Here is a 20,629-nt window from a genome sequence, read left to right on the forward strand (position 1 = left end):
GCCACCGCACCCCCGCACCCGGCCGCCGCCCGCTGGGACAGACCCGTGACCCGACGAATCTTGACCACGACCGCCGACTGCCCTCCTCGCCCCGCCCGGCGGGGGCGCGGTCCGGCCAAGTCGGCCACAGCGGCCGGCCCTCCCCTCCCGCCACGCCATACTGACTCAACCAGCTTTTTCGCCAAGCGAGTTGAGGGACCGATGTTCCGCAGCGACCGACCGCGCCAGTTCCACCTCCCCACCCCGCGCGAGACCGCCGAGGAGTGGGGCGGGCGGATCGCCGCCGTCCGCGACGCCCCGCCCGACTGGTTCTTCCTGGTGGGGCGGCAGTCCACCGACCACTACCTCTGCCACATCGACATCAACTACCACCGGGGCCGCGATTTCCTCGCCAGCGTCCAGACCTCGCGCCCGCTCCCGCCCGAGCACCGGATCCGCTCCTTCACAACCCCGGAGTCCGAACTCGCGAATTTCCTGGCCAACTCCGACCGCTTCGACTTCGACCCGCGCACCGGGCGCCGCCCGGCCGTCGAGCGGACCAGCGCGGGCGAGCTGCGCCTCGACGGCACGCCCGTCCCGGTGGAGATCCACCACAGCCTGGGCTGCCGCAGCGCGCTGGTCCCCGAGCTGCCCGGCCAGCCCGGATACCTCATCCTCACCGCACCCGACGAGCACTGGGAGGCCGTCACCGACCTGGTCCTTCGTCCACCGACGACATTCTGAGCGAGCATGGCCAAATCTCGCCGGTGCATGGCGGGGCGTGGGGTTAGCCTGGCGACATGGTTGCAAACTACAAGGAAGAAGTGGCCATGAGTGACCCGGAGTTCGTCAGCGGACCCGCTCTCATCCTCCGGGCACTCACCTCGAACCCCGGCCGGCCGGCCATCATCACCGCCGACGGAGCCGAGATCACCGCCGGCGACTTCGCCGCCACCACCTACCGCCTGGCCCACGAGCTGCTGGCCCGCGGCGTCACCCGGGGCACGACCGTCACCCTGCTCACCGGCAACACCGCCGAGGCGCTCGCCGCCCGCTACGCCGCGGGCCTGGCCGGCGCGCGGGTGGTCAACCTGTACGACGGGATGAGCGCCCCGGTGCTGGCCGAGATCGTGGCCAGCGTGGACACCACCGCGCTGCTCGTGGACGCCGAACGGTTCGCGGACGCCCCCGAGTTGGTGCCGCTGATCGACGTCCCGGCCGTCCTCACCCTGGGCCCCGACGGCGCGACCGGCATCGGTGAGGACGTGATCGCCGCCTCCGCCGCCCGCCCCGCCGAGGAACCCGACGTCCGGATCGGCCCCGACGACGACATCGGCATCCGCCACACCGGCGGCACCACCGGCATCCCCAAGGGCATCCTCAGCCTGCACGGCCCCTACCGCGACATGTTCGACGTCGCCTTCGCGGGCAGCCCCGACGAGGAGCCGCCCCGACTGCTCGCCGCCACCTCGCTCGCCCACCTGGCCGGCGTGCTCTCCGACGTGACGCTCCACCGCGGCGGCACGGTCGTCCTCCAGCGCGGCTTCGAGCCCGGCGCGGTGCTCGCCGCGATCGAGCGCGAGCGCATCACCGACATCTGGACGCTGCCCCCGCTGATCTACCAGTTGCTCGACCACCCGGCCCTCGGCCGCACCGACCTGTCCAGCCTGCGCCGGCTCGACTACGGCGGCTGCGCCGCCTCCCCGACCCGGATCCGCGAGGCCGTCAAGGCGTTCGGGCCCGTCCTGGTCAGCCTCTACGGCATGTCGGAGGCCCAGAAGATCGCCTACCTCACCCCCGCGGAGCACACCCGGTTCGTCGACGACGGCCCGCTCCCGGTCGGCCGGCCCTTCCCCGACGTGGAGGTGGAGATCCGCGCCGCCGACGGCACCGTCCTGCCCGTCGGCGAGCAGGGCGAGGTGCACGTCCGCTCGGCCACGCTGATGGCCGGCTACTGGAAGCAGCCCGAGCTCACCGCCAAGGTGCTGCGCGAGGGCTGGCTGGACACCGGCGACATCGGCTACTTCGACGCCGACGGCTACCTCTACCTCGCCGACCGCCTCAAGGACCTGATCATCGTGGTCGGCGGCCACGTCTACCCCACCGAGGTCGAGGACCTGCTGCTCACCCACCCCGCCATCACCCAGTGCGCCGTCTACGGCGTGCGCGACGACCAGCAGGCCGAACACGTCCACGCCGCCGTCGTCCCCGCCCCCGGACACGAGCCGCAGCTCGACGACGTCCGCGCCTTCGTCACCGCCAACAAGGGCCGCATCTACGCCCCCGAGGCCCTCCACCTGGTCGACGCCATCCCGCTGACCTCCGTCGGCAAGCCCGACAAGAAGCGCCTGCGCGAGGCCCTCGCGCACTGACCCCGCCCGGGGCGTTCCCCGCGTTCACCGGACCTCGCGCCGGGGAACGCCCCAGCGCGAGGTCCGGAACCCGCCGGTGCGGGTCGGGCCCTCGCCGCCAGGATGGGCCGCATGACCAGTGCCGCCCTCGACGGACTCCTCGACCGGTTCCTGCTCGCCGGCGGCGAGTTCGAACGGACCCTGCGGTCCGTCCGCCCCGGGCAGTGGACCCTGCCCACCCCCTGCACCGACTGGAACGTACGGCAGTTGGTCAACCACATGGCCCGGGGCAACCTCAACCACCACCTCCTGCTGACCGGCGGCGGCCGCGCCGAATTCCTCCGCCTCCGCGACGCCGACGCCCTCGGCGACTCCCCCGTGGCCGCCTACACCGCCTCCGTCCGGCGACTGGCCGACGCCTACGGGCAGTCCGACGCCCTGTGCCGCATCCTCGACCACCCCCTCGGCCCGCTCACCGGCCGACAGGCACTCGCCGTACGGACCGCCGACAGCACGGTGCACACCTGGGACCTCGCCACCGCCCTCGGCCTGGACGACACCCTCCACCCCGCCCTGGTCGACTGGCTCCACGAGCACCTCGACGCCGTCTACGCGGGCCTGCCCGAGACCCCCGTCGACCCCGGCAGCACCCACCGCTACTTCGCCGCCCCGCCCGGCGAACCCGCCGAGGCCCCCTCCCGGCAGGCCCGGCTCCTCCGCACGATGGGACGCTCACCGAAACCCCACCGAACCCCGCCCGGATCCCCACCCGCTTTCACCCCAAGGCGGGGTTTGGCTCAATGAACCACCACCCCGCTGCCGAGAAGCCAACGGGGGGTGGCGGCGCTGAGGGCTGCCACCCCTCCCCGGCCCCCGGCCCTCACTCCTGGGTGAGGTCCTCTTCCGTCACCCCCGCCGCCTCCCGGCAGCAGTGCACGAAGTCCCGCACCACCGGGTCGCCGTCGTCCGCCGCCGCCCACGCCACCGCGATCCGGCTCGGGCTCACCCCGCTCACCGGCCGGTAGACGATCCCCGGCCGGGCGTAGAAGCGAGCGGTGGACGCGGGCGCGAGCGCGACCCCGTAGCCGTTGGCGATGGCGCTCAGCCAGTCGTCCGGGTGCTCCACCACCGCGCCGAAGCGGACCGGGCGCCCCTCCCGCTCGTCGGCGGCGACCCAGTAGTCCCGCCAGCGGCCGGTCTCGGCCGGGGCCGCGACGAAGGGCTCGTCCCACAACTCCCGGAACGGGACCACCTCCAGCGCCGCCAGCCGGTGCGCCGAGGGCAGCGCGACCCAGCGCGGCTCGGCGAACAGCTCGGCCACCCGCCACCGCTCCTGCCCGGGGAACGGCAGCCGCAGCAGCGCCGCATCGGCCTCCCCGGCGGCCAGCCCGGCCGTCGGGTCCGACCAGGCCGTGTGCCGCATCTCGACCCGCCAGCCCGGACGGCACCCGGTGAACCGGGCGACGATGCCCGGGGTGGCCTCGTTGGCGGCGCTGGCCAGGAAACCGACCCGCAGCACCCGCTCCGCCCGGGCGGCCGCGCCCCTGGTCTCGCGCAGCGTCGCGTCCCAGTCCGCCAGCAGCCCCGGCACCCGCGCGGCGAGGCTCCGGCCGGCCACGGTGAGCGCCATCCCGGCCCGGGAGCGGACGAACAGCGGCACCCCGAGCAGCGCCTCCAACTGCCGGATCTGCTTGGTCAGCGCGGGCTGGGAGACGTACAGCCGCTCCGCCGCGCGGGTCAGGCTGCCGTCCTCGGCGACGGCGGCGAAGGTGCGCAGCAGCCGGGTGTCCACATCCATTCCACCAGGTTATGGAAGCAGGTATTGGACGCAAGCGCGGGCCCGCGAAGAGGCTGGAGCCATGTCCTTCGCCCAACTGATCGTCACCGCCGTCACCGTCCTCGCCATCGTCGCGAACGCCGGAATCGCCGCCGCCGACTTCGCCAAAGCCCCGTTCGTGCTGGCCAATTCGGCCGAGGTGCGACTCCAACCCGAGTGGATCCCCTGGCTGGCCTCGCTCAAGGCGGCCGGCGCCACCGGACTGCTGATCGGCCTGGTCGGCTACCCGCCGCTGGGCGTCGCGGCGGCGCTCGGACTGGTGCTGTTCTACGTCGGCGCCGTCGCGGCCCACGTCCGGACCAGGGTCCTGCACAACCTCCACTTCCCGGTCGGCTACCTGGCCCTGGCCGTCGCCACCCTGGTCCTGACCGTCACCCGCTGAGGCCCTACACGACCAGGGCGCACACCTTGGCGCTGCCGTCCAGGACCGGCCACTCGGCGGTGTACCGGCCCTTGTACGACGGGCAGGTGTCCCGGACGGTGAGGACGGCCGTGATCGCCATGATCACGTTGGCGCTCTTCGGCACCCGCCCGGAACGGCAGTCCCACACCACGCTCAGCCAGCCGTTGTAGCTCCGGTAGTCGCTGGTCGCGGCCACGAAGCACTGGCCGTTCCGGAACTGCCGTTCCAGGCAGAGCACCGTCACCGAGTTGTCGCGGTTGGTGTGGCCGTACGCGTCGCGGCCCATGCCCGTCGGACAGCTCGCCGCGGCGGTGGCGACCGCGGCGACCCGGTTGAAGGCGCTGCCGCCCCGGCAGTCCACCGCGACCGGCGAGGTGCGGCTCCACTCCCCCAGCCCGGTGTTGTAGACGTCCAGGCAATCACCGCTGCGGATGGCGGCGAAGGCCACGTCCACCGGGTCGGGCGGGGGCGGCGGCGGGGTGTACCGCGGCGTGGGCGAGGGGGTCGGCGTCACCGGCGGCACCGGCGGGTCCGGCACCCGGCTGCGGGTCGTCGGCGGGGGCAGCGGGGGCAGCGGGTCGACGTGCTTCGGCGGGGTCCAGGGCACGACCGGGGACGCCGAGGCCGACGGGCTGTCATCCGCCAGCCCGGCCGTCACGTGCTGCAGCGGCTTCCACAGCGCCAACACCAGCAGGCCCAGCACCAGCGCCGCCCCGACCAGCGGGAAGGTGATGTGGAAGTGCTGGTCCCGGCCCGCCTGGTTGACCCGCCCCTGGCCGCTCGCGGTGGCGTTGAGGTTGACGTTGTGCGGGCCGTTCCCCGGCCGGTTCGGGCCCGACGCGGGCGGCCCTTGGGGGCTCACCCGCCATCACCGCTCGGTGATGTGGATGTCCCCGGCGGCCTGGTTGATCCGGGCCCGACCGGAGGCCCGGGCGTTCATGGTGACCGACTGCTGGGGCGCGGCGGGCGCCGGGGCACCGGTCAACTCCTCAACCAGTGCGCGCAGTTGCACCGCCGCCCCGGGGTCGGCGGCGAGCAGCCGGCGCAGCCGGGCCCCCCACAGGTCGACCACCTCCTGCTCGGCCTGATCGTCCCCCGCGCGGCGCGCCTCGGCCACGTCCTCGCGCGCCTCGCCCAGCTCGGCGAGCACCGTCTCGGCCCGCTCGGGGTGCCGGCGCCGCCACAACTCCCCGACGGCGGACCGGATCCGCTCCCAGGCGCTGCTGGTCAACTGCTGGACGACGGCGGCCGCCGCGACGCCCGCGAGTGAGGTCAGTTCCGGGTCCATGTGGTCTCCCCCGACGAATATGGACGCTCTGCCTGTCAGGCAGCGTTATACCCCGCCCGGACGCCGGGCACCACGCGGACCGACCCGTTCCGCACCCGTCAAGCCGCGCCTGTCAGGCCGCGACCGTCAGGCCGCGCCGAAGTGCCGCTTGGTGTCCGCGACCAGCGTCCGCAGGAAGCGCGCGTTCGGCAGGTCCGTCAGCGCGGCCGGGCGGGCCAGCAGCGGGTTGGGCTCGTAGGCGAAGGTCCAGGTGAAGCGGGTGCCGGTCGGGGTGGGCTCGACCAGGTAGTCCTCACCGAAGCGCCGGAACAGCGGCAGGCTCGCCGAGGTGACGCAGAACGAGTGCCGGGTGCCCTCCTCCCAGCGCATGAACTCCTCCCGCAGCCGCAGCAGCCGCAGCGCGGTGATCTCCCGGGTGGTGCCGACGCCGTGCGGCGGCCGCGAGGTGTAGCGGCCGCCGGCCAGGCCCCGGCACCAGGACAGCGGCGCGTCACCGGCGAGCCCGCGCCACACCGCCGCCGGCGCCACCGGCAGGTCCAGCACGTACGCCCGGCGGTGCGGCGCGGTGTCGAAGAAGGACGGGTCGAAGCGGTCGAGCGTGAACCAGGGCATCAAAGCTCCACTTCTCGAAGGGGGGTCGCCCGGTGCGTTCAGGCGGACGGCCGGACCGTCCCGCCCACCGCCCGCAGGGCGAAGGGCAGCAGCCGGTCGGCGGTCTCCCGGGCGGTGGCCTCGTCGACGTCCTCGGGCAGCTGCGGGGTGAGCAGGAAGTGGGTCATCACCGGGCCCACCACCACCTCGCCGAGCAGCTCCGCGCCGTCGACCGGCGGGATCTCGCCCCGCTCGACGGCCCGCCGGACGACCTCCGCGACCCGCCCGTACACCGGCCGCAGGAAGGCCGTCACCAGCGCCCGGGCCAGGGCGGTGTTGTGGGCGGCCTCGCCGATCAGGGCGCGGATCAGCCGACCGGGCTCGCCGGTCATGCTGGCCGCCTTGTCGCGCAGGACGACCCGCAGGTCCCCCTCCAGCCCGCCGGTGTCCGGCTGTTCGTACGAGCTCTCGCCGTGCAGCGCGGCGGCGGCGATCACCAGGTCCTCCTTGGAGGACCAGCGGCGGTAGAGGGTCGCCGTCGACACCCCGGCCCGGGCGGCCACGGCGGCGGTGGTCAGCCCGCCGTAGCCGCTCTCCGCGAGGACGGCCAGCGTGGCGTCCAGCAGGGCGCGGTCCCGGGCGGCGTCGCGGGGGCGGCCCCGGCGCGGCGGGGCGGCGTCGGCCGGGTGGGCGGGGGTGGTGCTGGGGGTCATGCCGGAAGTCTATCGAAAACTGGAAACGAAATCGTTTCGTTTCGTTTATGCTCGGCCGCATGAGCCTCTCCGCCGAAGCCACGCCCGCAACCGCGCCCGCCTCCGCCGAAGCCCTCACCGCCTCCGGCCCCGCCGCGACCGTCGCCCGCCTGCACGCCGCCTTCGCCACCGGCCGCACCAAGCCCCTCGCCTGGCGCAAGGCCCAACTCCGCGCCCTGCGCCGCCTGTTGGTCGACCAGGAGGCCGTCTTCACCGCCGCCCTCCAGGCCGACCTCGGCAAGAGCGCCGCCGAGGCGTACACCACCGAGATCGGCTTCACGGTCAACGAGATCGACCACACCCTGCGCCACCTCGACCGCTGGCTGCGCCCGCGCCGCATCCCCGTCCCGCTCGCCCTGCAGCCCGCCCGGGCCCGTACCGTCCGCGAGCCGCTGGGCACCGTGCTGATCATCAGCCCGTGGAACTACCCGCTGCAGCTCGCCCTGGCCCCGCTGGTCGGCGCGCTCGCCGCGGGCAACTGCGCGGTGGTCAAGCCCAGCGAACTCACCCCCGCCACCTCCGCCGCCATCGCCCACTGGCTGCCCCGCACCCTCGACCAGCAGGCCGTCGCCGTCGTCGAGGGCGGCGTGCCGGAGACCACCGCCCTGCTGGAGCAGCGCTTCGACCACGTCTTCTACACCGGCAACGGCACCGTCGCCCGGGTCGTCATGACCGCCGCCGCCCGCCATCTCACCCCGGTCACCCTGGAGTTGGGCGGCAAGAGCCCCGTCGTCGTCGAACCCGGCACCGACCTCGCCACCGCCGCCCGCCGGATCGCCTGGGGCAAGTTCATGAACGCCGGCCAGACCTGCGTCGCCCCCGACTACGTCCTCGCCATCGGCGACACCGCGGCCACCCTGGAAGCCGAACTGACCGCCGCGATCCGCGAGATGTACGGCACCGACCCGGCGCGGAGCCCCGACTACGGCCGCATCGTCAACGAACGCCACTTCGACCGGCTGACCGCCCTGCTCGCCGACGGCCGCCTCGTCACCGGCGGCGACCACCACCGCGCCGACCGCTACCTCGCCCCCACCGTCCTCGCCGACGTCGACCCGGACGCCCCGGTGATGCGCGAGGAGATCTTCGGCCCGGTCCTGCCGATCATCCGCGTCCCCGACCTGGACGCCGCCATCGCCTTCATCACCGCCCGCGACAAGCCCCTCGCCCTCTACGCCTTCACCGCCTCCGACACCACCAAGCGCCGCCTCACCACCGAGACCTCCTCCGGCGCCCTCGCCTTCGGCGTCCCCAACGCCCACATCGCCGTCCCCGGCCTCCCCTTCGGCGGCGTCGGCGAGAGCGGCCTCGGCCGGTACCACGGCACCCACTCCATCGACACCTTCAGCCACACCAAGTCCGTCCTCGACAAGCCCCTCCTCGCCGACCCCCTCCGCCCCGCCTACCCGCCCTTCACCCCCCTCAAGTCCCGCCTCCTCCGCCGCCTCCTCTGAGCACGCCACCCCGGAAGCACCTCCCGGAAACACCTCAAGGACGACCGCGGATCGACTCAGCCCGCCTGAGTACCCGTACGGATGCGGAGCGCCCGGGCCGCCCATAGCGTTCTGCGAGCCAGAGCGCACGCATCCGACATGGGGGAGAACCACGACATGGGCGTCATCACGATCCGACCGGCCGACCGGCACCCTTCCGCGGTCAACACGGGCAACTCGGGCGACGACCCCGACACCGGCTGGTCCAAGCGACGCGGCCGCCGCCCCTGACCGCACCACGTCCGCACCGGCTACCCTGCTGACCGATCGTCAATTCAGCACGGGGAGAAGCATGGTCAACCGGATCAGCGGCAACGTCACCATCGCCGGCCAGGTCATCCAGTCGACGGGCGTCGTCCAGGTCGGCGGCGACCCGGCCGGCGCCGCCCGCGACACGGCCGAACTGGCCCGGGCGGTCGCGGAGGACCTCGACGGGGCGGGCGCGCCGGTGCGGCTCAGCCGCGGCGAGTACCGCGCCGTGCTGCGCCTGCTCGCCCACCTCCACGACGCCGACGCCCCGGAGGGTGCGGTCGCGCTCGAACTGGCCGACCTCCTCCGGGGCCGCTGAGGCGCGGTCAGGCCCGGAAGAGGGGCCGGTAGGCGTTGCCCTCCACGGCGTTGAGCAGGACGTAGGCCGGGCCGAGGCCGAAGGCGGCCTCGCGCAGGCGGGCCAGGGCCTCGGCCGGGGTGGGGACTTCGAGGCCGATCGCGGCGGCGGCCGCGTCCCGGTCGGCGAGCAGGTCGGGCTCGTCGGCCAGGTAGGCCTCGGCCGCCTCCGCGCTCTCCTCCTCGGTCAGCCGCACGAAGTCGTGCCACCACGGCACCGCCAGCAGCAGCCGGACCAGCTCCTCCAGGTCGGCGGCCAGCAGAGCCGCGCCGCCCTCCGAGTCGGCGTAGAGGACGGGTCGTTCGTCGCCGCCCTCGCCGCAGAGGAAGAACGTGCCGCCGGCAGCGCACTTGCCGACCTCCTCCAGCGCCTCGCCGGAGGCCAACACGACCTCCTCCACGTGCGAGTACGCGTCGAGGGAGAAGTCCCCCGGCCAGAGCAGGTAGTCGACGGTGGCAGGGGTGGCCCGGAGGCGATCGAGGAACGACATGGCGGTCACCCTACGGCCCGCCAAGGACAGTTCAGCCCGCCAGCCGCTCCGCCAGGAACTCCTCCCAGGTGCGCCGCCCGTGCTCGGCCCCGGCCAGGGCGAGGTTCGCCCCCGCCCGGTAGGCGCGCCCGACCTTGCCCGGCACCCGTACGGGCAGCTGCCGGCGGCTGCGGCCCCGCGCCACCAGGTACGCACGGGTCAGCTCGCCCATCTCGTACACCGTCGGCCCGGCCAGGTCCGGCACCAGGCCGGCGGGCTCCTCGAGCGCCAACTCGACCAGCCGGGCGGCGACTTCGCGCACGTCGACGGGCTGCCAGCGGACCCCGCCGGGGGCCGGGAGGACGGGCAGCTTCGCCATCTTCTCGACCACGGTGAACGCCAGGTCGTGGAACTGGGCGGCCCGCAGCACGGTGTACGGCAGGCCCGAGCCGGCCACCGCCTCCTCGGCCGCGTGCTTGGCCCGGAAGTAGCCGAGCGGCACCTTGTCCGCACCGATCACCGAGATGTACACCAGGTGCCGCACCCCGGCCCGCACGGCGGCCGCGACCAGCCGCCGGGTGGCCTCGTCGTCGCCCTTGGGGCCGCCCGCGAGGTGCAGGACGGTGCCGACGCCCGCGAGCGCCTCGTCCAGCCGGGCCGCCGCCTCGGCCTGGTCCCCGAGCAGGTCGCCGCGCACGTACGTCACGCCGTCGGCGCCCGCCTCCCGTTCCTGCCGGCTGAGCACCCGCACCGTCCGCCCGGCCGCGCGCAGCAGCGGTACGACCCGCCGCCCCAGGGTGCCGGTGCCGCCGGTTACCAGTACCAGGTCATTCGTCACGATCGTCTCCGTTTCGTCCCTGGCCGGGAGTTGATCTCCCCGCCGCCCCCGTTGTTGGGTGGCTCCTGCTGCCCTGACCCGAGGCGACGAAGGAATGTGACACGGTGGACGGAAGAGACGAGAAATCTGCCCGGACCGCGCTCTTCGAGGAGCACCGACCGCACCTGCGCGCGGTCGCGTACCGGATGCTCGGCTCGATCAGCGAGGCCGACGACGCGCTCCAGGAGGCCTGGCTGCGGTACGACCGCACCGACACCGCCGAGGTGGCCAACCTCGGCGGCTGGCTGACCACGGTGGTGTCCCGGGTCTGCCTGAACCTGCTGCGCGACCGCGCCGCCCGGCGGGAGGAGCCGTTGCAGCCGACCGGGCCGGGCGGGGAGAGCGGCCCCGAGCGGCTGCCGGACCCGCTGCTGCGCCGGGAGGGGGTGGTCGACCCGGAGCAGGAGGTGATGCTCGCGGACTCGGTCGGCCTGGCGCTGATGGTGGTGATGGAGTCGCTGTCACCCGCCGAGCGGGTCGCCTTCGTGCTGCACGACATGTTCGCGGTGCCGTTCGAGGAGATCGCCCCGCTGATCGAGAAGACCTCGGCCGCGACCCGCCAACTGGCCAGCCGGGCCCGCCGCAAGGTGCAGGAGCGGCCCGCGCCCGACCGGGACCTGAGCCGCCAGCGGCTGGCCGTGGACGCCTTCTTCGCCGCCTCCCGCACCGGCGACCTGGAGGCGCTGGTCGCCGTGCTGGACCCGGACGTGGTGCTGCGCTCGGACGGCGGGGCCGCGCTGGCCCGTCACACCCTGGTGCTCACCGGCGCCGCGACGGTGGCCGGGCAGGCCGCGATGTGGGGCAAGCTCTCGCCGTTCGCCCGCCCCGCGCTGGTCAACGGCACCGCGGGCGCGGTGGTCATCGCCGACAACGGCCGGGCGATGTCGATCATGGCGTTCACCGTGGTGGACGGCGCGATCACCGAGATCGACGTGATCGCCGACCCGGAGCGGCTGGCGGCCTTCGACCTCTCGGCCTTCCGCGACCGACCCGCGGACGACCGACCCGCACGCCCCTGACCGCACCAACCTGACAGCACCCGTGTGTGGGCGGCCGGAACCCCCGGCCGCCCCACGCACGGGTTCAACGACGGGCCGTCACCAGCCCTGCTCGCGCACCCAGTCCGCGAGGTGCCGGGCGCAGCCGTCGACCGACTCCCGCCAGCTGTGGGCCGCGCCGTCCCCGGCCTCGTCGCTGACGTACTTGACCAGCCGCACCGGCAGCCCGGCCCGGTGGGCGACGGTGGCCACGGCGTAGCCCTCCATGTCGACCAGGTCGGCGTGCTCGGCGAGCCGCTCCTTGGCCTCCGGGGAGTCGACGAACAGGTCGCCGGTGGCCAGCACCGGGCCGTCGCCCTTGCCGACCACCAGCGGGGCGCCGTAGGTGCGGCCGGTGAGCTGCTCCAGGGCCGCGCTGTTCAGGTCGTGCTGGATCACCTGGACGACGTGGTGCATGCCCTCCCAACCGGGGCGCAGCGCGCCGGCCGTGCCGAGGTTGATCACCTCGGAGGGCCGCTCGCCCTGCGCCAGCACGGTGGCCAGGGCGGCGGCGGCGTTGACCTTCCCCATGCCGGTGAGCAACACCGGCAGCCGGTCGTCGAGGTGGGCGGCCTCCTCGCGGACCGCGACGACGAGCAGCGGGCGGTCGGGCGAGATCGTTCCAAGCAGTCGCATGGGGCCCATGGTACGGAGCGCGGAGGTGCCGGGCCCGGTGACCGCGCGGCCGGTGACCGCGCGGCGCGGAACCGCGGGGGCGCCGGCGGGCGTCGCAGCGGTCGCCACCTCTCCGTCCGGCCGGTACGACCGGTACGACCGCTGTGACCGGCACGACCGGTACAAGCCGTACGAGAGCGTGCGGAAACCGTGCACGACATGCTCAAGATCGGCGCAAGTCAGGTGTGGCCGGGGAGAGTCACGGCCATACTGCTGCCATCGGTCGGGCCCGGGGAGACGGGCCGGCCCCAGGGGAGGATGAGGCGGGTGGCAACACCAGTAGGCAACGGCGCACCGGGCGCCGCGGTCCCGGCACGGCCGAGCACGCCACCGGCCGCGCCGGGGACGGCGGCGTTCGGCGCTCCGACGGCGGCCCCGGCCGCCCCAGGAACCCCGGGCGCCCAGGGGGCACCGCCCCACGGCCTGCCCGTTCCCGGGCCGGGCGCCGCACCGCCCGCGAAGCGGTCCCGCGCGGGTGCGCCGGAGCGCGGCGTGCGCGCCCGGCTGGCACAGGCCACCCGCACGCCCCCCGGGCGGATGCGGATGGCCGGGGTGGTGCTCGCGGTGCTCACGGTGGCCTTCGGCGGGCTCACCGCCTGGCAGTTGGAGACCAGGGCGCAGGCCGCCGACCGGGTGGTCTCGTACAGCCAGCCGCTCAGCCGGGACGCCGCCGAGATCCACCGCTCGCTGGCCGACGCCGCCACCACCGCGGCCTCCGGCTTCCTGCTGGCCGGCGCCGAGCCCAAGGACGTCCGGGCCCGCTACGAGCAGGACCTCGCCCAGGCCGCCAAGCTGATCTCCCAGGCCGCCGCCCGGACCACCTCGACCTCCCCCGCCCAGGACTCACTCTCCCGACTGAACCAGCAACTCCCGGTGTACGCCGGTCTGGTGGAATCCGCGCGGGCCGACAACCGGCAGGGCATCCCGCTCGGCGGCGCCTACCTGCGGTACGCCTCCGAGCAGATGCAGACCGTGCTGCTGCCGGCCGCCGCCGAGCTGAACACCATCGAGAACCACGAGTTGGTGGTCGACTACGCCGCGGCGCAGTCGACGCCCTGGGGCGCGTACGTCCTGGCGGTGCTCACCCTGGCCGCGCTGGGCTGGGTGCAGCTGACCCTGTTCCGCCGCACCAACCGGGTGTTCAACATCGGCCTGCTGGGCGCCACCGCCGCCGTGCTGGCCGGCACGCTCTGGCTCGCCGTGGCCGGGCTGACCACCGGTGCGGCGCTGAAGAAGAGCGACCTCGAAGGGGCGTTCCCGCTGCAGGCCCTCAACACGGCCCGGGTGGACGTGCTGACCGCCCGGCTGGCGGAGAACCTGAACCTGGTCGCGCGCGGCTCCACCGCCACCTACGCCAACCAGTACGCGGACGTCACCAAGCGCCTGGCCGGGACGGCCGGCAAGGACACCCCGATGCGCGACCGGGCCGGCACGCTCTCCAACGCGCTGATCCTCGCCCCCGCCGCCGCGAGCCAGCCCCTGGCCACGGCCGCGGACCAGTACGACGTCTGGCAGGACCGGTACCTCAACGCGAAGAAGGCCGAGGTCGACAACGCCGACTACCAGGGCGCCCTGAACGCGACGGTGTCCGCCACCGACAGCACCAGCACCGCCGACGCCGCCTTCAACGCCACCGACCGGGCGCTCGCCCAGGCCGCCGACGCCGAGCAGGCCCGGTTCACCGCCGCCGCGGACGGCACCGCCGGGGACCTCCGGCTGGCCGCCGGCGCCGCCGCGGTGCTCGGCCTGGTGGCCGCGGCCGCCGCGCTGCGCGGCCTGGGCCGACGACTCGCCGAGTACCGGTAGAGGGGAACGGAACGATGCGCACCACGACCGTACCGACCAGGAGTGCCGCGGCCCTGGCCGTGCTGGCCGCCTGCGCGGCCGTGCTCGGCGGGGGCGGGCCCTCCGGCGCCGCACCGGCCGCCGCGACCGCCGCACCGGCCGCCGCGCCGCTGGCCGTCCAGCAGTCCCAGGAGCAGTCCGACTCCTGCGACATCTACAGCAGCGTGCCGCCGAGTTCGGCGGACGGCCCGGCGGTGAAGGCCATCAAGGCCAAGCGCAGCCTGGTGATCGGCGTCGACCAGAACAGCTACCGCTGGGGCGCCCGCAACCCGAACACCGGCCAGATCGAGGGCTTCGACATCGACCTGGCCCGGGCGCTCGGCGCCGCCATCATGGGCGACCCGGACAAGGTGGTGCTCAAGCCGGTGGCCACCGCCGACCGGGTCGACGCGGTGCAGAAGGGCCGGGTCGACCTGATCGTCCGCACGATGACCGTCAACTGCACGCGGATGGAGCAAGTCGCCTTCTCCAAGCCGTACTTCAGCATCTCCCAGCGGGTGATCGTCCCGAAGACCTCCCCGGCGAAGAACATGGACGAGGCGATCGGCGGCAAGAACGTCTGCGTGGCCAAGGGCTCGACGGCCGCTGACGTCTTCGATCCCCAGAAGAACGGCGTCAAGAAGGACTCCAAGGCCCGGCTGACGGTGGTGGAGAACCAACTCGACTGCCTGGTCCTGATGCAGCTCGGCAAGGTCGACGCCACCATGACCGACGACGGCCTGGCGGCCGGTCAGGCGGCCCAGGACCAGACCGTGCGGATCGTGGACGGCGACGTGCAGCCGGAGGTGATCGGCGTCGCCATGCTCAAGACCAGCCCGGACCTCACCGCGCGGGTCAACCAGGTGCTGGCCGACTACCACGGGAACGGCGACTGGGGGCGCAGCTACGACCGCTGGCTGAAGCCGTACATGCTCAACGACGCCGAGCACTACTGGCCCGTGCCGCACTGACGGCCGCGCCGAGGACCGTATCGCGCACGGAGCACCACGGACGCGGGGCGTTGACGCCGTCTTGACGCCCCGCGCCCGCACCGCCCGAACGGCCACCGGCTAGGGTTCGGGACGATCACCACGGGGAGACCGGTGGTGGACACGGGGGTTGTCGTGGGATCGCACGTCGTACGCGACGGCATCGCACGCGAGGAAGGAAGGACACCGCGGTGGCGGCATCGGCTGGCCCGGTACTGAGCCGGGAGGAGGTGGACCGCGCGCTCGCGCGCCTCGGCGCGGAGCGGGACGCGGTCGAGTCGGCGCTGCTCGCCCTGCAGGACCACCCGGGCCTGCGGCTGCTGGACGGCGCCGAGCTGTCCGGCCGCACCCTGGAGCGCTGGTCCGTCGCCGGCAAGGGCCTGCCCCTGCTCTGGGCGCTGTTCGACCGCTACTCCGAGGCGCTCGCCTCGGCGCGCGCCGTCCGGGCCCGCAAGGCCAAGCCCGGCGGCCCCGAACTCGCCGAGCTGAGCGAGCTGCTGACCGGCGACGCGGTGACCGTCCCGGGCGGCGCCGTGCCGGACGGGCCGCAACTGCTGGGCGCGCCCGCCAAGCTGGTCGAGCGGATCAGCCTGGACGCGCTGATGGCCCGGATGAACTCCTGGTACGCCACCGTGCTGGAGGTGGTCAGCGCCGCCGACGCGGTCTGGTCCGCGCTGCCGGCCCGGATCGACCTGCTGCTGGCCGAACTGCAGCGGGTGCGGACCCTGGCCGCCTCGCTCGGCGTGCGCACCGGAAGCCACCCGCTGGGCGACGACCTGGTCGGGCTGGAACAGGACCTCACCGAGCTGCGCACCGAGGTCCGCGAGGACCCGCTGGCCCTGTGGCGCCCGGCCCGGGTGCCCGCCCAGCGCGGCACCGTCCCGGACGGTGAGGCCTTCGCCTCCCCCGCCGGGGTGGTGGACACCGAGCGCTTCGACCGGGCCGGGCGGGCGCTGGACGGCGTCCGGCTGGAGCTGGAGAACCTGCTGCGGCTGCGCGACGAGGCCGAGGAGCGCCTCCAGGGCGTCGGCGAGCTGCTCCAGCGGGCCGACGCCACCCTGGCCGAGGCCCGCCGGGCCCGCGGCGAGGTGCTGGCGAAGATAGCCTCCAGCGACGTGCCCGCGGTGCCCGGCCCGGCCTCGGCGCTGCGCGAACGGATCGTCACCGCCCTGGACCTGCGCCAGGCCGGGCAGTGGGGCCGGCTGGCTCCGCTGCTGGACGCGCTGGAGGACGCCGCCGCCAAGGAGCTGGCCCGGGCGCGGCACTCGCTCACCGAGGTCACCCAGCCGCTGGCCGTCCGGGCCGAACTGCGCGGCCGGCTGGACGCCTACAAGGCGATGGCGGCCCGGATGCGGGTCGCCGAGGACCCGGAAGTGATCGAACGGTACGAGAAGGCGCGCTGGCTGCTGTGGAGCGCGCCCTGCGACCTGCGGGCGGCGGCCGCCGCGGTGGCCCGCTTCCAGCAGTCGCTGCGCCCGGCCCAGGCCGAGGCCTCCGGGGCCTCCGAGGGCGCACAGGCACACGGGTCGGCCGGCCAGACGCCGGTCGACGGACAGGTACAGGGGGGCTGAGGTTGATGGGCGAGACGTGCGTACGGCCGGAGTGCTCCGGCAACGGCACCATCGATGCGGACGGCTACTGCGACGAGTGCGGGCTGACCCCGGTGGGGACCACGACGGTCTCCTCCGCGGTGTCCCCGACGCCCGCCGGGGCCGCGCCGCCGACCGCCGCCGGGCCCGGCTCGCCGTGCCCGCGGGACTGCTCGGGGACCATCGACCCGGACGGCTACTGCGACGAGTGCGGCCTGACGGCGCCCGACGGCGCCACCGGCGTCACCCAGCCGTACGTCCCGTCCGCCCGGGTCACCCCGGACTCCGCCCGCAGCGGCTCGATCCGCTCGCTGTCGGCCCGCACCGGCTCCGCCCGGTCGATGTCCGGCCGCTCCCGCTCGCACCGTTCGACCCGTACCGGCAGCAGCCGCTCGGTCTCGGTGCGCTCCACCCGCGGCAGCGTCAGCGCGGGCACCCGCAACCGGCTGGGCGCCGGGCTGGTCACGGTGCCGACGGTGGAGTCGGCCGACCCGTCGCTGGCGGTGCTGGCCAACCCCGAGGTGCCCGAGCGCAAGCGGTACTGCTCCAAGTGCGAGGCCCCGGTGGGCCGGGAGAAGAACGGCCTCCCGGGCCGCCCGGACGGCTTCTGCACCAAGTGCGGCACGCCGTACTCCTTCACGCCCAAGCTGCGCCGCGGCGACCTGGTCGGCGGCCAGTACGAGGTGGTCGGCTGCCTGGCGCACGGCGGGCTCGGCTGGATCTACCTGGCGGTGGACCGGCGGGTCAGCGACAAGTGGGTGGTGCTCAAGGGCCTGCTGGACACCGGGGACGAGGACGCGCTGGCCGCGGCCGTCGCCGAGCGGCGCTTCCTGGCCGAGGTGGACCACCCGAACATCGTCCGGATCATCAACTTCGCCGAGCACCCGGACCTGCGCACCGGCTCCACCGACGGCTACATCGTGATGGAGTTCGTCGGCGGCAAGTCGCTCAAGGACATCGCCAACGACCGCCGCACCGCGGACGGCCGGCGCGAGCCGCTGCCGGTCGAGCAGGCGATCGCGTACGCGCTGGAGGCGCTGCCGGCGCTGGGCTACCTGCACAGCCGGGGCCTGATCTACTGCGACTTCAAGATCGACAACGTGATCCAGAGCGGCGACACGCTCAAGATCATCGACATGGGCGCGGTCCGCCGCTTCGACGACGACAGCGCGATCTACGGCACCATCGGCTACCAGGCCCCGGAGATCGCCACCGACGGCCCCTCCCCCGCCTCCGACCTCTACACCGTGGCCCGCACCCTCGCGGTGCTCACCTTCGACTTCCAGGGCTACAGCAGCACCTACCGCGACTCGCTGCCCGGGCCCGAGGACGTCGAGGTCTTCGCCAGGTACGAGTCGTACTACCGCTTCCTGGTCCGCGCCACCGACCCGGACCCGGCCCGCCGGTTCTCCTCCGCCGAGGAGATGGCCGACCAGCTCACCGGTGTGCTGCGGGAGATCCTGGCCCTCCAGGACGAACGGCCCCGGCCCGCCCCCTCCACCCTCTTCGGCCCCGAACTGCGCGTCGTGGACAACGAGTTGGTGCTGCCCACCGTCCAGCCCGGACAGCTCCGGGTGGCCGGCCTCGACCCGGCCGCCGCCGCCCTCGCCCTGCCCGTCCCCCGGGTCGACCCGAGCGACCCCAACGCCGGCTTCCTCGCCACCCTGCTCGCCGCCGACCCCGAGGAGGCGCTCGCCGCCCTGGTCGGCGCCCCCGCCGTCTCGGTCGAGAGCCGGCTGCGCGAACTGCGCGCCCTGCTCGAACTCGACCGCCACGGCCGGGCCGTGCAGGCGCTCGCCGCGCTGGAGCAGGACCACCCGGACGACTGGCGGGTGGTCTGGTACCGCGGCCTGGTCGCCCTGGTCGGCGCGACCGACGGGGGCGAGAGCGAACTCCGGGCAGCGGCGGAGGCCTTCGACGCGGTCTACGACGCCTTCCCCGGCGAGCCCGCACCCAAGCTCGCCCTGGCCATCTGCGCCGAACTGCTCGGCGACGGCGGCGACGCGGCCGAGTTCTACCGGCTCGTCTGGACCACCGACCACGGCTACCTCAGCGCCGCCTTCGGCCTGGCCCGGGTCCGCCTGGACGAGGGCGACCGGCCCGGCGCGGTGCGGGTGCTGGAATCCGTCCCGGCCACCTCCAGCCAGTACACCGCCGCCCGGATCGCCGCCGTCCGCGCCCGGCTGCGCGAACGGGCCGCCACCGACCCGCTCGCCGTCGACCTCGCGGCCGGCTCCGACCAGCTGACCGCGCTGCGGCTGGACGACCGCCGCCGCGAGGAGCTCTCGGTCGAGGTGCTCGGCACGGCCCTCGACTGGGTCGGCGCCGGTTCGGCGGGCGGCGCGCAGGGCGCCGGCCTGGTCGTCCTGGGACGTCCCGCCGCGGAGCGGGAACTGCGCTTCGCCCTGGAACAGTCCTACCGGGTACTCGCCCGGTTGGCCGACCGGGCCGAGACCAGGATCGAGATGGTGGAACGGGCCAACCGGGCCCGCCCCAGGACGTGGGTGTAGCCGATGCCGCAGCAGACCGAGTGCCCGAGCTGTTCCGAGCCGATGGACCTTGACGACGCCTTCTGCGGGCGTTGCGGGGCCGGCCGGGACGGTCGGGCGGCCCCGGGCGCGATGCCCGCCAGCTGGGCCGCCGCCCGCGGTGAGGCCGTCCCGCCGCAGCGCGGGCCGGTCTGCGTGAACTGCGGGCAGGCGCAGGTCACCGAGGACGGCTACTGCGAGGGCTGCGGCAGCGCCCAGCCGCGCCCGCGCGACCACATGGAGAAGGCGCTCGCGGGCGTCGCCGGGGTCAGCGACCGCGGCGTGCGCCACCACCGCAACGAGGACTCCTTCACCGTCGCCGCCACCTCGCTGCCCGGCGGGGAGCCGGTCGTGGTCGCCGTGGTCTGCGACGGCGTCTCCTCCTCCGACCGCCCGGACGAGGCCTCGGAGACCGCCGTCGACGCCGCCTCCGAGTCCCTGCTGACCTCCCTGGAGGCCGGCCGGGACCCGGACGGGGCGATGCGCGCGGCGATCGCCGACGCCGCCAAGGCCGTCGCCGACCTCGCCACCGACGGCGCCGGCCCGACCCGCCCCGACCTCAACGCCCCCGCCTGCACCTACGTCAGCGCCATAGCGGCGGCCGGCCGGGTCACCATCGGCTGGGTGGGCGACACCCGGGCGTACTGGATCCCGGACGACCGGGCCGGCGCCGAACCCTTCCGGCTCACCCAGGACGATTCCTGGGCGGCCCGGATGGTCGAGGCCGGCCTGATGGGCGAGGCCGAGGCCTACGCCGACCCGCGCGCCCACGCGATCACCGGCTGGCTCGGCGCCGACGCCGAGGAGGTCGTGCCGCACACCCTCGCCTTCACCCCGCACGTCCCCGGAGTGCTGCTGATCTGCACCGACGGGCTGTGGAACTACGCCGAGGCGGCCACCGACCTGGCGTACTTCGTCCGGCCGGACGCCCGCACCGAACCGCTGCTGGCGGCCCAGACCCTGGTGAAGTTCGCGGTCGCGGCCGGCGGGCACGACAACATCACCGTCGCGGTGCTGCCGATCGAACCGTCCGCCGCCGCACTGGCGGAGATCGAGGAGACGCCCACCGCGCTGGACCTCAAGGTCATCAGGCCGGCGGCCGCCGGCACGAGCGGCGACGACTACGAGGACTACGAGCCGACCCTGCCGGACCTCCCGGTGATCGGCTCCGCCGCCGCCCCGCTGCCCCCGGTACCGGTCCCGGCCGTCCCGGCGGCCCCGCCCGCGCCGCCGCTGGCCCCGCCGCCGGCCGCACCGCCCGCGCCGCCCGTCGCACCGCCCGTCCCGCCGCAGCCGCCGCACCCGCCGACGGCCTGACCGGATCCGCGCGCCCCGCCCGA

The 20,629-nt window shown here is 74.7% G+C and carries 21 protein-coding genes; 13 read left to right on the plus strand and 8 right to left on the minus strand.

What is annotated here, in order from left to right; translation table 11 throughout:
* Nucleotides 1-201 precede the first annotated feature (201 nt).
* From ACFVXG_RS34680 to ACFVXG_RS34690, 3 genes are all read left to right on the plus strand, one after another.
* Nucleotides 202-723, plus strand: a complete 522-nt coding sequence (locus ACFVXG_RS34680) for a hypothetical protein (protein WP_387933411.1) — start codon at nucleotides 202-204, stop codon at nucleotides 721-723.
* A gap of 86 nt (nucleotides 724-809) precedes the next feature.
* Nucleotides 810-2,351, plus strand: a complete 1,542-nt coding sequence (locus ACFVXG_RS34685) for an AMP-binding protein (protein ID WP_387933413.1) — start codon at nucleotides 810-812, stop codon at nucleotides 2,349-2,351.
* 111 nt (nucleotides 2,352-2,462) lie between these two features.
* Nucleotides 2,463-3,134 carry a TIGR03086 family metal-binding protein gene (locus ACFVXG_RS34690; RefSeq protein ID WP_387933416.1) on the plus strand — a complete coding sequence of 224 codons (672 nt, stop codon included), beginning with the start codon at nucleotides 2,463-2,465 and terminating at the stop codon, nucleotides 3,132-3,134.
* Nucleotides 3,135-3,210: 76 nt separating this feature from the next.
* On the opposite strand, the gene ACFVXG_RS34695 is transcribed toward ACFVXG_RS34690, so the two are convergent.
* A complete protein-coding gene (locus ACFVXG_RS34695) occupies nucleotides 3,211-4,128 on the minus strand; it encodes a LysR family transcriptional regulator (RefSeq protein ID WP_387933418.1) in 918 nt (305 codons plus the stop codon).
* A 61-nt stretch (nucleotides 4,129-4,189) separates the two neighbouring features.
* Between ACFVXG_RS34695 and ACFVXG_RS34700 the strand changes: the two genes are divergently transcribed.
* Complete coding sequence (locus ACFVXG_RS34700; protein WP_387933420.1) at nucleotides 4,190-4,549, plus strand: DoxX family protein; 360 nt, start codon at nucleotides 4,190-4,192, stop codon at nucleotides 4,547-4,549.
* 4 nt (nucleotides 4,550-4,553) lie between these two features.
* On the opposite strand, the gene ACFVXG_RS34705 is transcribed toward ACFVXG_RS34700, so the two are convergent.
* From ACFVXG_RS34705 to ACFVXG_RS34720, 4 genes are all read right to left on the minus strand, one after another.
* A complete protein-coding gene (locus tag ACFVXG_RS34705) occupies nucleotides 4,554-5,432 on the minus strand; it encodes a hypothetical protein (RefSeq protein WP_387933422.1) in 879 nt (292 codons plus the stop codon).
* A 6-nt stretch (nucleotides 5,433-5,438) separates the two neighbouring features.
* Entirely contained in the window at nucleotides 5,439-5,858 is a 420-nt protein-coding gene (locus ACFVXG_RS34710) for a hypothetical protein (protein ID WP_387933424.1), read from the minus strand.
* A gap of 126 nt (nucleotides 5,859-5,984) precedes the next feature.
* Nucleotides 5,985-6,470 carry an SRPBCC family protein gene (locus ACFVXG_RS34715; RefSeq protein ID WP_387933426.1) on the minus strand — a complete coding sequence of 162 codons (486 nt, stop codon included), beginning with the start codon at nucleotides 6,468-6,470 and terminating at the stop codon, nucleotides 5,985-5,987.
* Nucleotides 6,471-6,508: 38 nt separating this feature from the next.
* Entirely contained in the window at nucleotides 6,509-7,162 is a 654-nt protein-coding gene (locus tag ACFVXG_RS34720; RefSeq protein WP_387933429.1) for a TetR/AcrR family transcriptional regulator, read from the minus strand.
* Between the two features lie 59 nt (nucleotides 7,163-7,221).
* On the opposite strand from ACFVXG_RS34720, the gene ACFVXG_RS34725 reads away from it, so the two are divergent.
* The 3 genes from ACFVXG_RS34725 to ACFVXG_RS34735 all read left to right on the plus strand — a co-directional run bounded on the left by ACFVXG_RS34725 (nucleotide 7,222) and on the right by ACFVXG_RS34735 (nucleotide 9,262).
* On the plus strand, nucleotides 7,222-8,655 hold the full coding sequence (locus ACFVXG_RS34725; RefSeq protein WP_387933430.1) for an aldehyde dehydrogenase family protein: 1,434 nt from the start codon (nucleotides 7,222-7,224) through the stop codon (nucleotides 8,653-8,655).
* 138 nt (nucleotides 8,656-8,793) lie between these two features.
* The gene (locus ACFVXG_RS34730; protein ID WP_387933432.1) at nucleotides 8,794-8,925 is read left to right on the plus strand and encodes a hypothetical protein; all 132 of its coding nucleotides are present in this window, start codon (nucleotides 8,794-8,796) and stop codon (nucleotides 8,923-8,925) included.
* Between the two features lie 61 nt (nucleotides 8,926-8,986).
* On the plus strand, nucleotides 8,987-9,262 hold the full coding sequence (locus tag ACFVXG_RS34735) for a hypothetical protein (RefSeq protein ID WP_387933434.1): 276 nt from the start codon (nucleotides 8,987-8,989) through the stop codon (nucleotides 9,260-9,262).
* A 7-nt stretch (nucleotides 9,263-9,269) separates the two neighbouring features.
* On the opposite strand, the gene ACFVXG_RS34740 is transcribed toward ACFVXG_RS34735, so the two are convergent.
* Nucleotides 9,270-9,791 carry a hypothetical protein gene (locus ACFVXG_RS34740; RefSeq protein ID WP_387933436.1) on the minus strand — a complete coding sequence of 174 codons (522 nt, stop codon included), beginning with the start codon at nucleotides 9,789-9,791 and terminating at the stop codon, nucleotides 9,270-9,272.
* A 31-nt stretch (nucleotides 9,792-9,822) separates the two neighbouring features.
* Nucleotides 9,823-10,608, minus strand: coding sequence for an SDR family oxidoreductase (locus ACFVXG_RS34745; protein ID WP_387933438.1), 786 nt, complete (start codon nucleotides 10,606-10,608; stop codon nucleotides 9,823-9,825).
* Between the two features lie 104 nt (nucleotides 10,609-10,712).
* On the opposite strand from ACFVXG_RS34745, the gene ACFVXG_RS34750 reads away from it, so the two are divergent.
* Nucleotides 10,713-11,666, plus strand: a complete 954-nt coding sequence (locus tag ACFVXG_RS34750; protein WP_387933440.1) for a sigma-70 family RNA polymerase sigma factor — start codon at nucleotides 10,713-10,715, stop codon at nucleotides 11,664-11,666.
* Nucleotides 11,667-11,744: 78 nt separating this feature from the next.
* Here the strand turns inward: ACFVXG_RS34750 and ACFVXG_RS34755 are convergent, their stop codons facing one another.
* Entirely contained in the window at nucleotides 11,745-12,320 is a 576-nt protein-coding gene (locus ACFVXG_RS34755; RefSeq protein ID WP_387933442.1) for a nucleosidase, read from the minus strand.
* Nucleotides 12,321-12,626: 306 nt separating this feature from the next.
* On the opposite strand from ACFVXG_RS34755, the gene ACFVXG_RS34760 reads away from it, so the two are divergent.
* The 5 genes from ACFVXG_RS34760 to ACFVXG_RS34780 all read left to right on the plus strand — a co-directional run bounded on the left by ACFVXG_RS34760 (nucleotide 12,627) and on the right by ACFVXG_RS34780 (nucleotide 20,606).
* Nucleotides 12,627-14,165: a hypothetical protein gene (locus ACFVXG_RS34760; RefSeq protein WP_387933444.1), complete on the plus strand. Its 1,539-nt coding sequence runs from the start codon at nucleotides 12,627-12,629 to the stop codon at nucleotides 14,163-14,165.
* Nucleotides 14,166-14,179: 14 nt separating this feature from the next.
* Nucleotides 14,180-15,154, plus strand: a complete 975-nt coding sequence (locus ACFVXG_RS34765) for a glutamate ABC transporter substrate-binding protein (protein ID WP_387933446.1) — start codon at nucleotides 14,180-14,182, stop codon at nucleotides 15,152-15,154.
* A gap of 209 nt (nucleotides 15,155-15,363) precedes the next feature.
* Nucleotides 15,364-16,743, plus strand: a complete 1,380-nt coding sequence (locus ACFVXG_RS34770) for a hypothetical protein (protein WP_387933448.1) — start codon at nucleotides 15,364-15,366, stop codon at nucleotides 16,741-16,743.
* Nucleotides 16,744-16,748: 5 nt separating this feature from the next.
* Nucleotides 16,749-19,271 carry a tetratricopeptide repeat protein gene (locus ACFVXG_RS34775; RefSeq protein ID WP_387933450.1) on the plus strand — a complete coding sequence of 841 codons (2,523 nt, stop codon included), beginning with the start codon at nucleotides 16,749-16,751 and terminating at the stop codon, nucleotides 19,269-19,271.
* A 3-nt stretch (nucleotides 19,272-19,274) separates the two neighbouring features.
* A complete protein-coding gene (locus ACFVXG_RS34780; RefSeq protein ID WP_387933451.1) occupies nucleotides 19,275-20,606 on the plus strand; it encodes a protein phosphatase 2C domain-containing protein in 1,332 nt (443 codons plus the stop codon).
* Nucleotides 20,607-20,629: the final 23 nt, after the last annotated feature.

The organism is Kitasatospora sp. NPDC058162 (genome assembly GCF_042884005.1).
Classification (GTDB): Bacteria; Actinomycetota; Actinomycetes; order Streptomycetales; family Streptomycetaceae; genus Kitasatospora.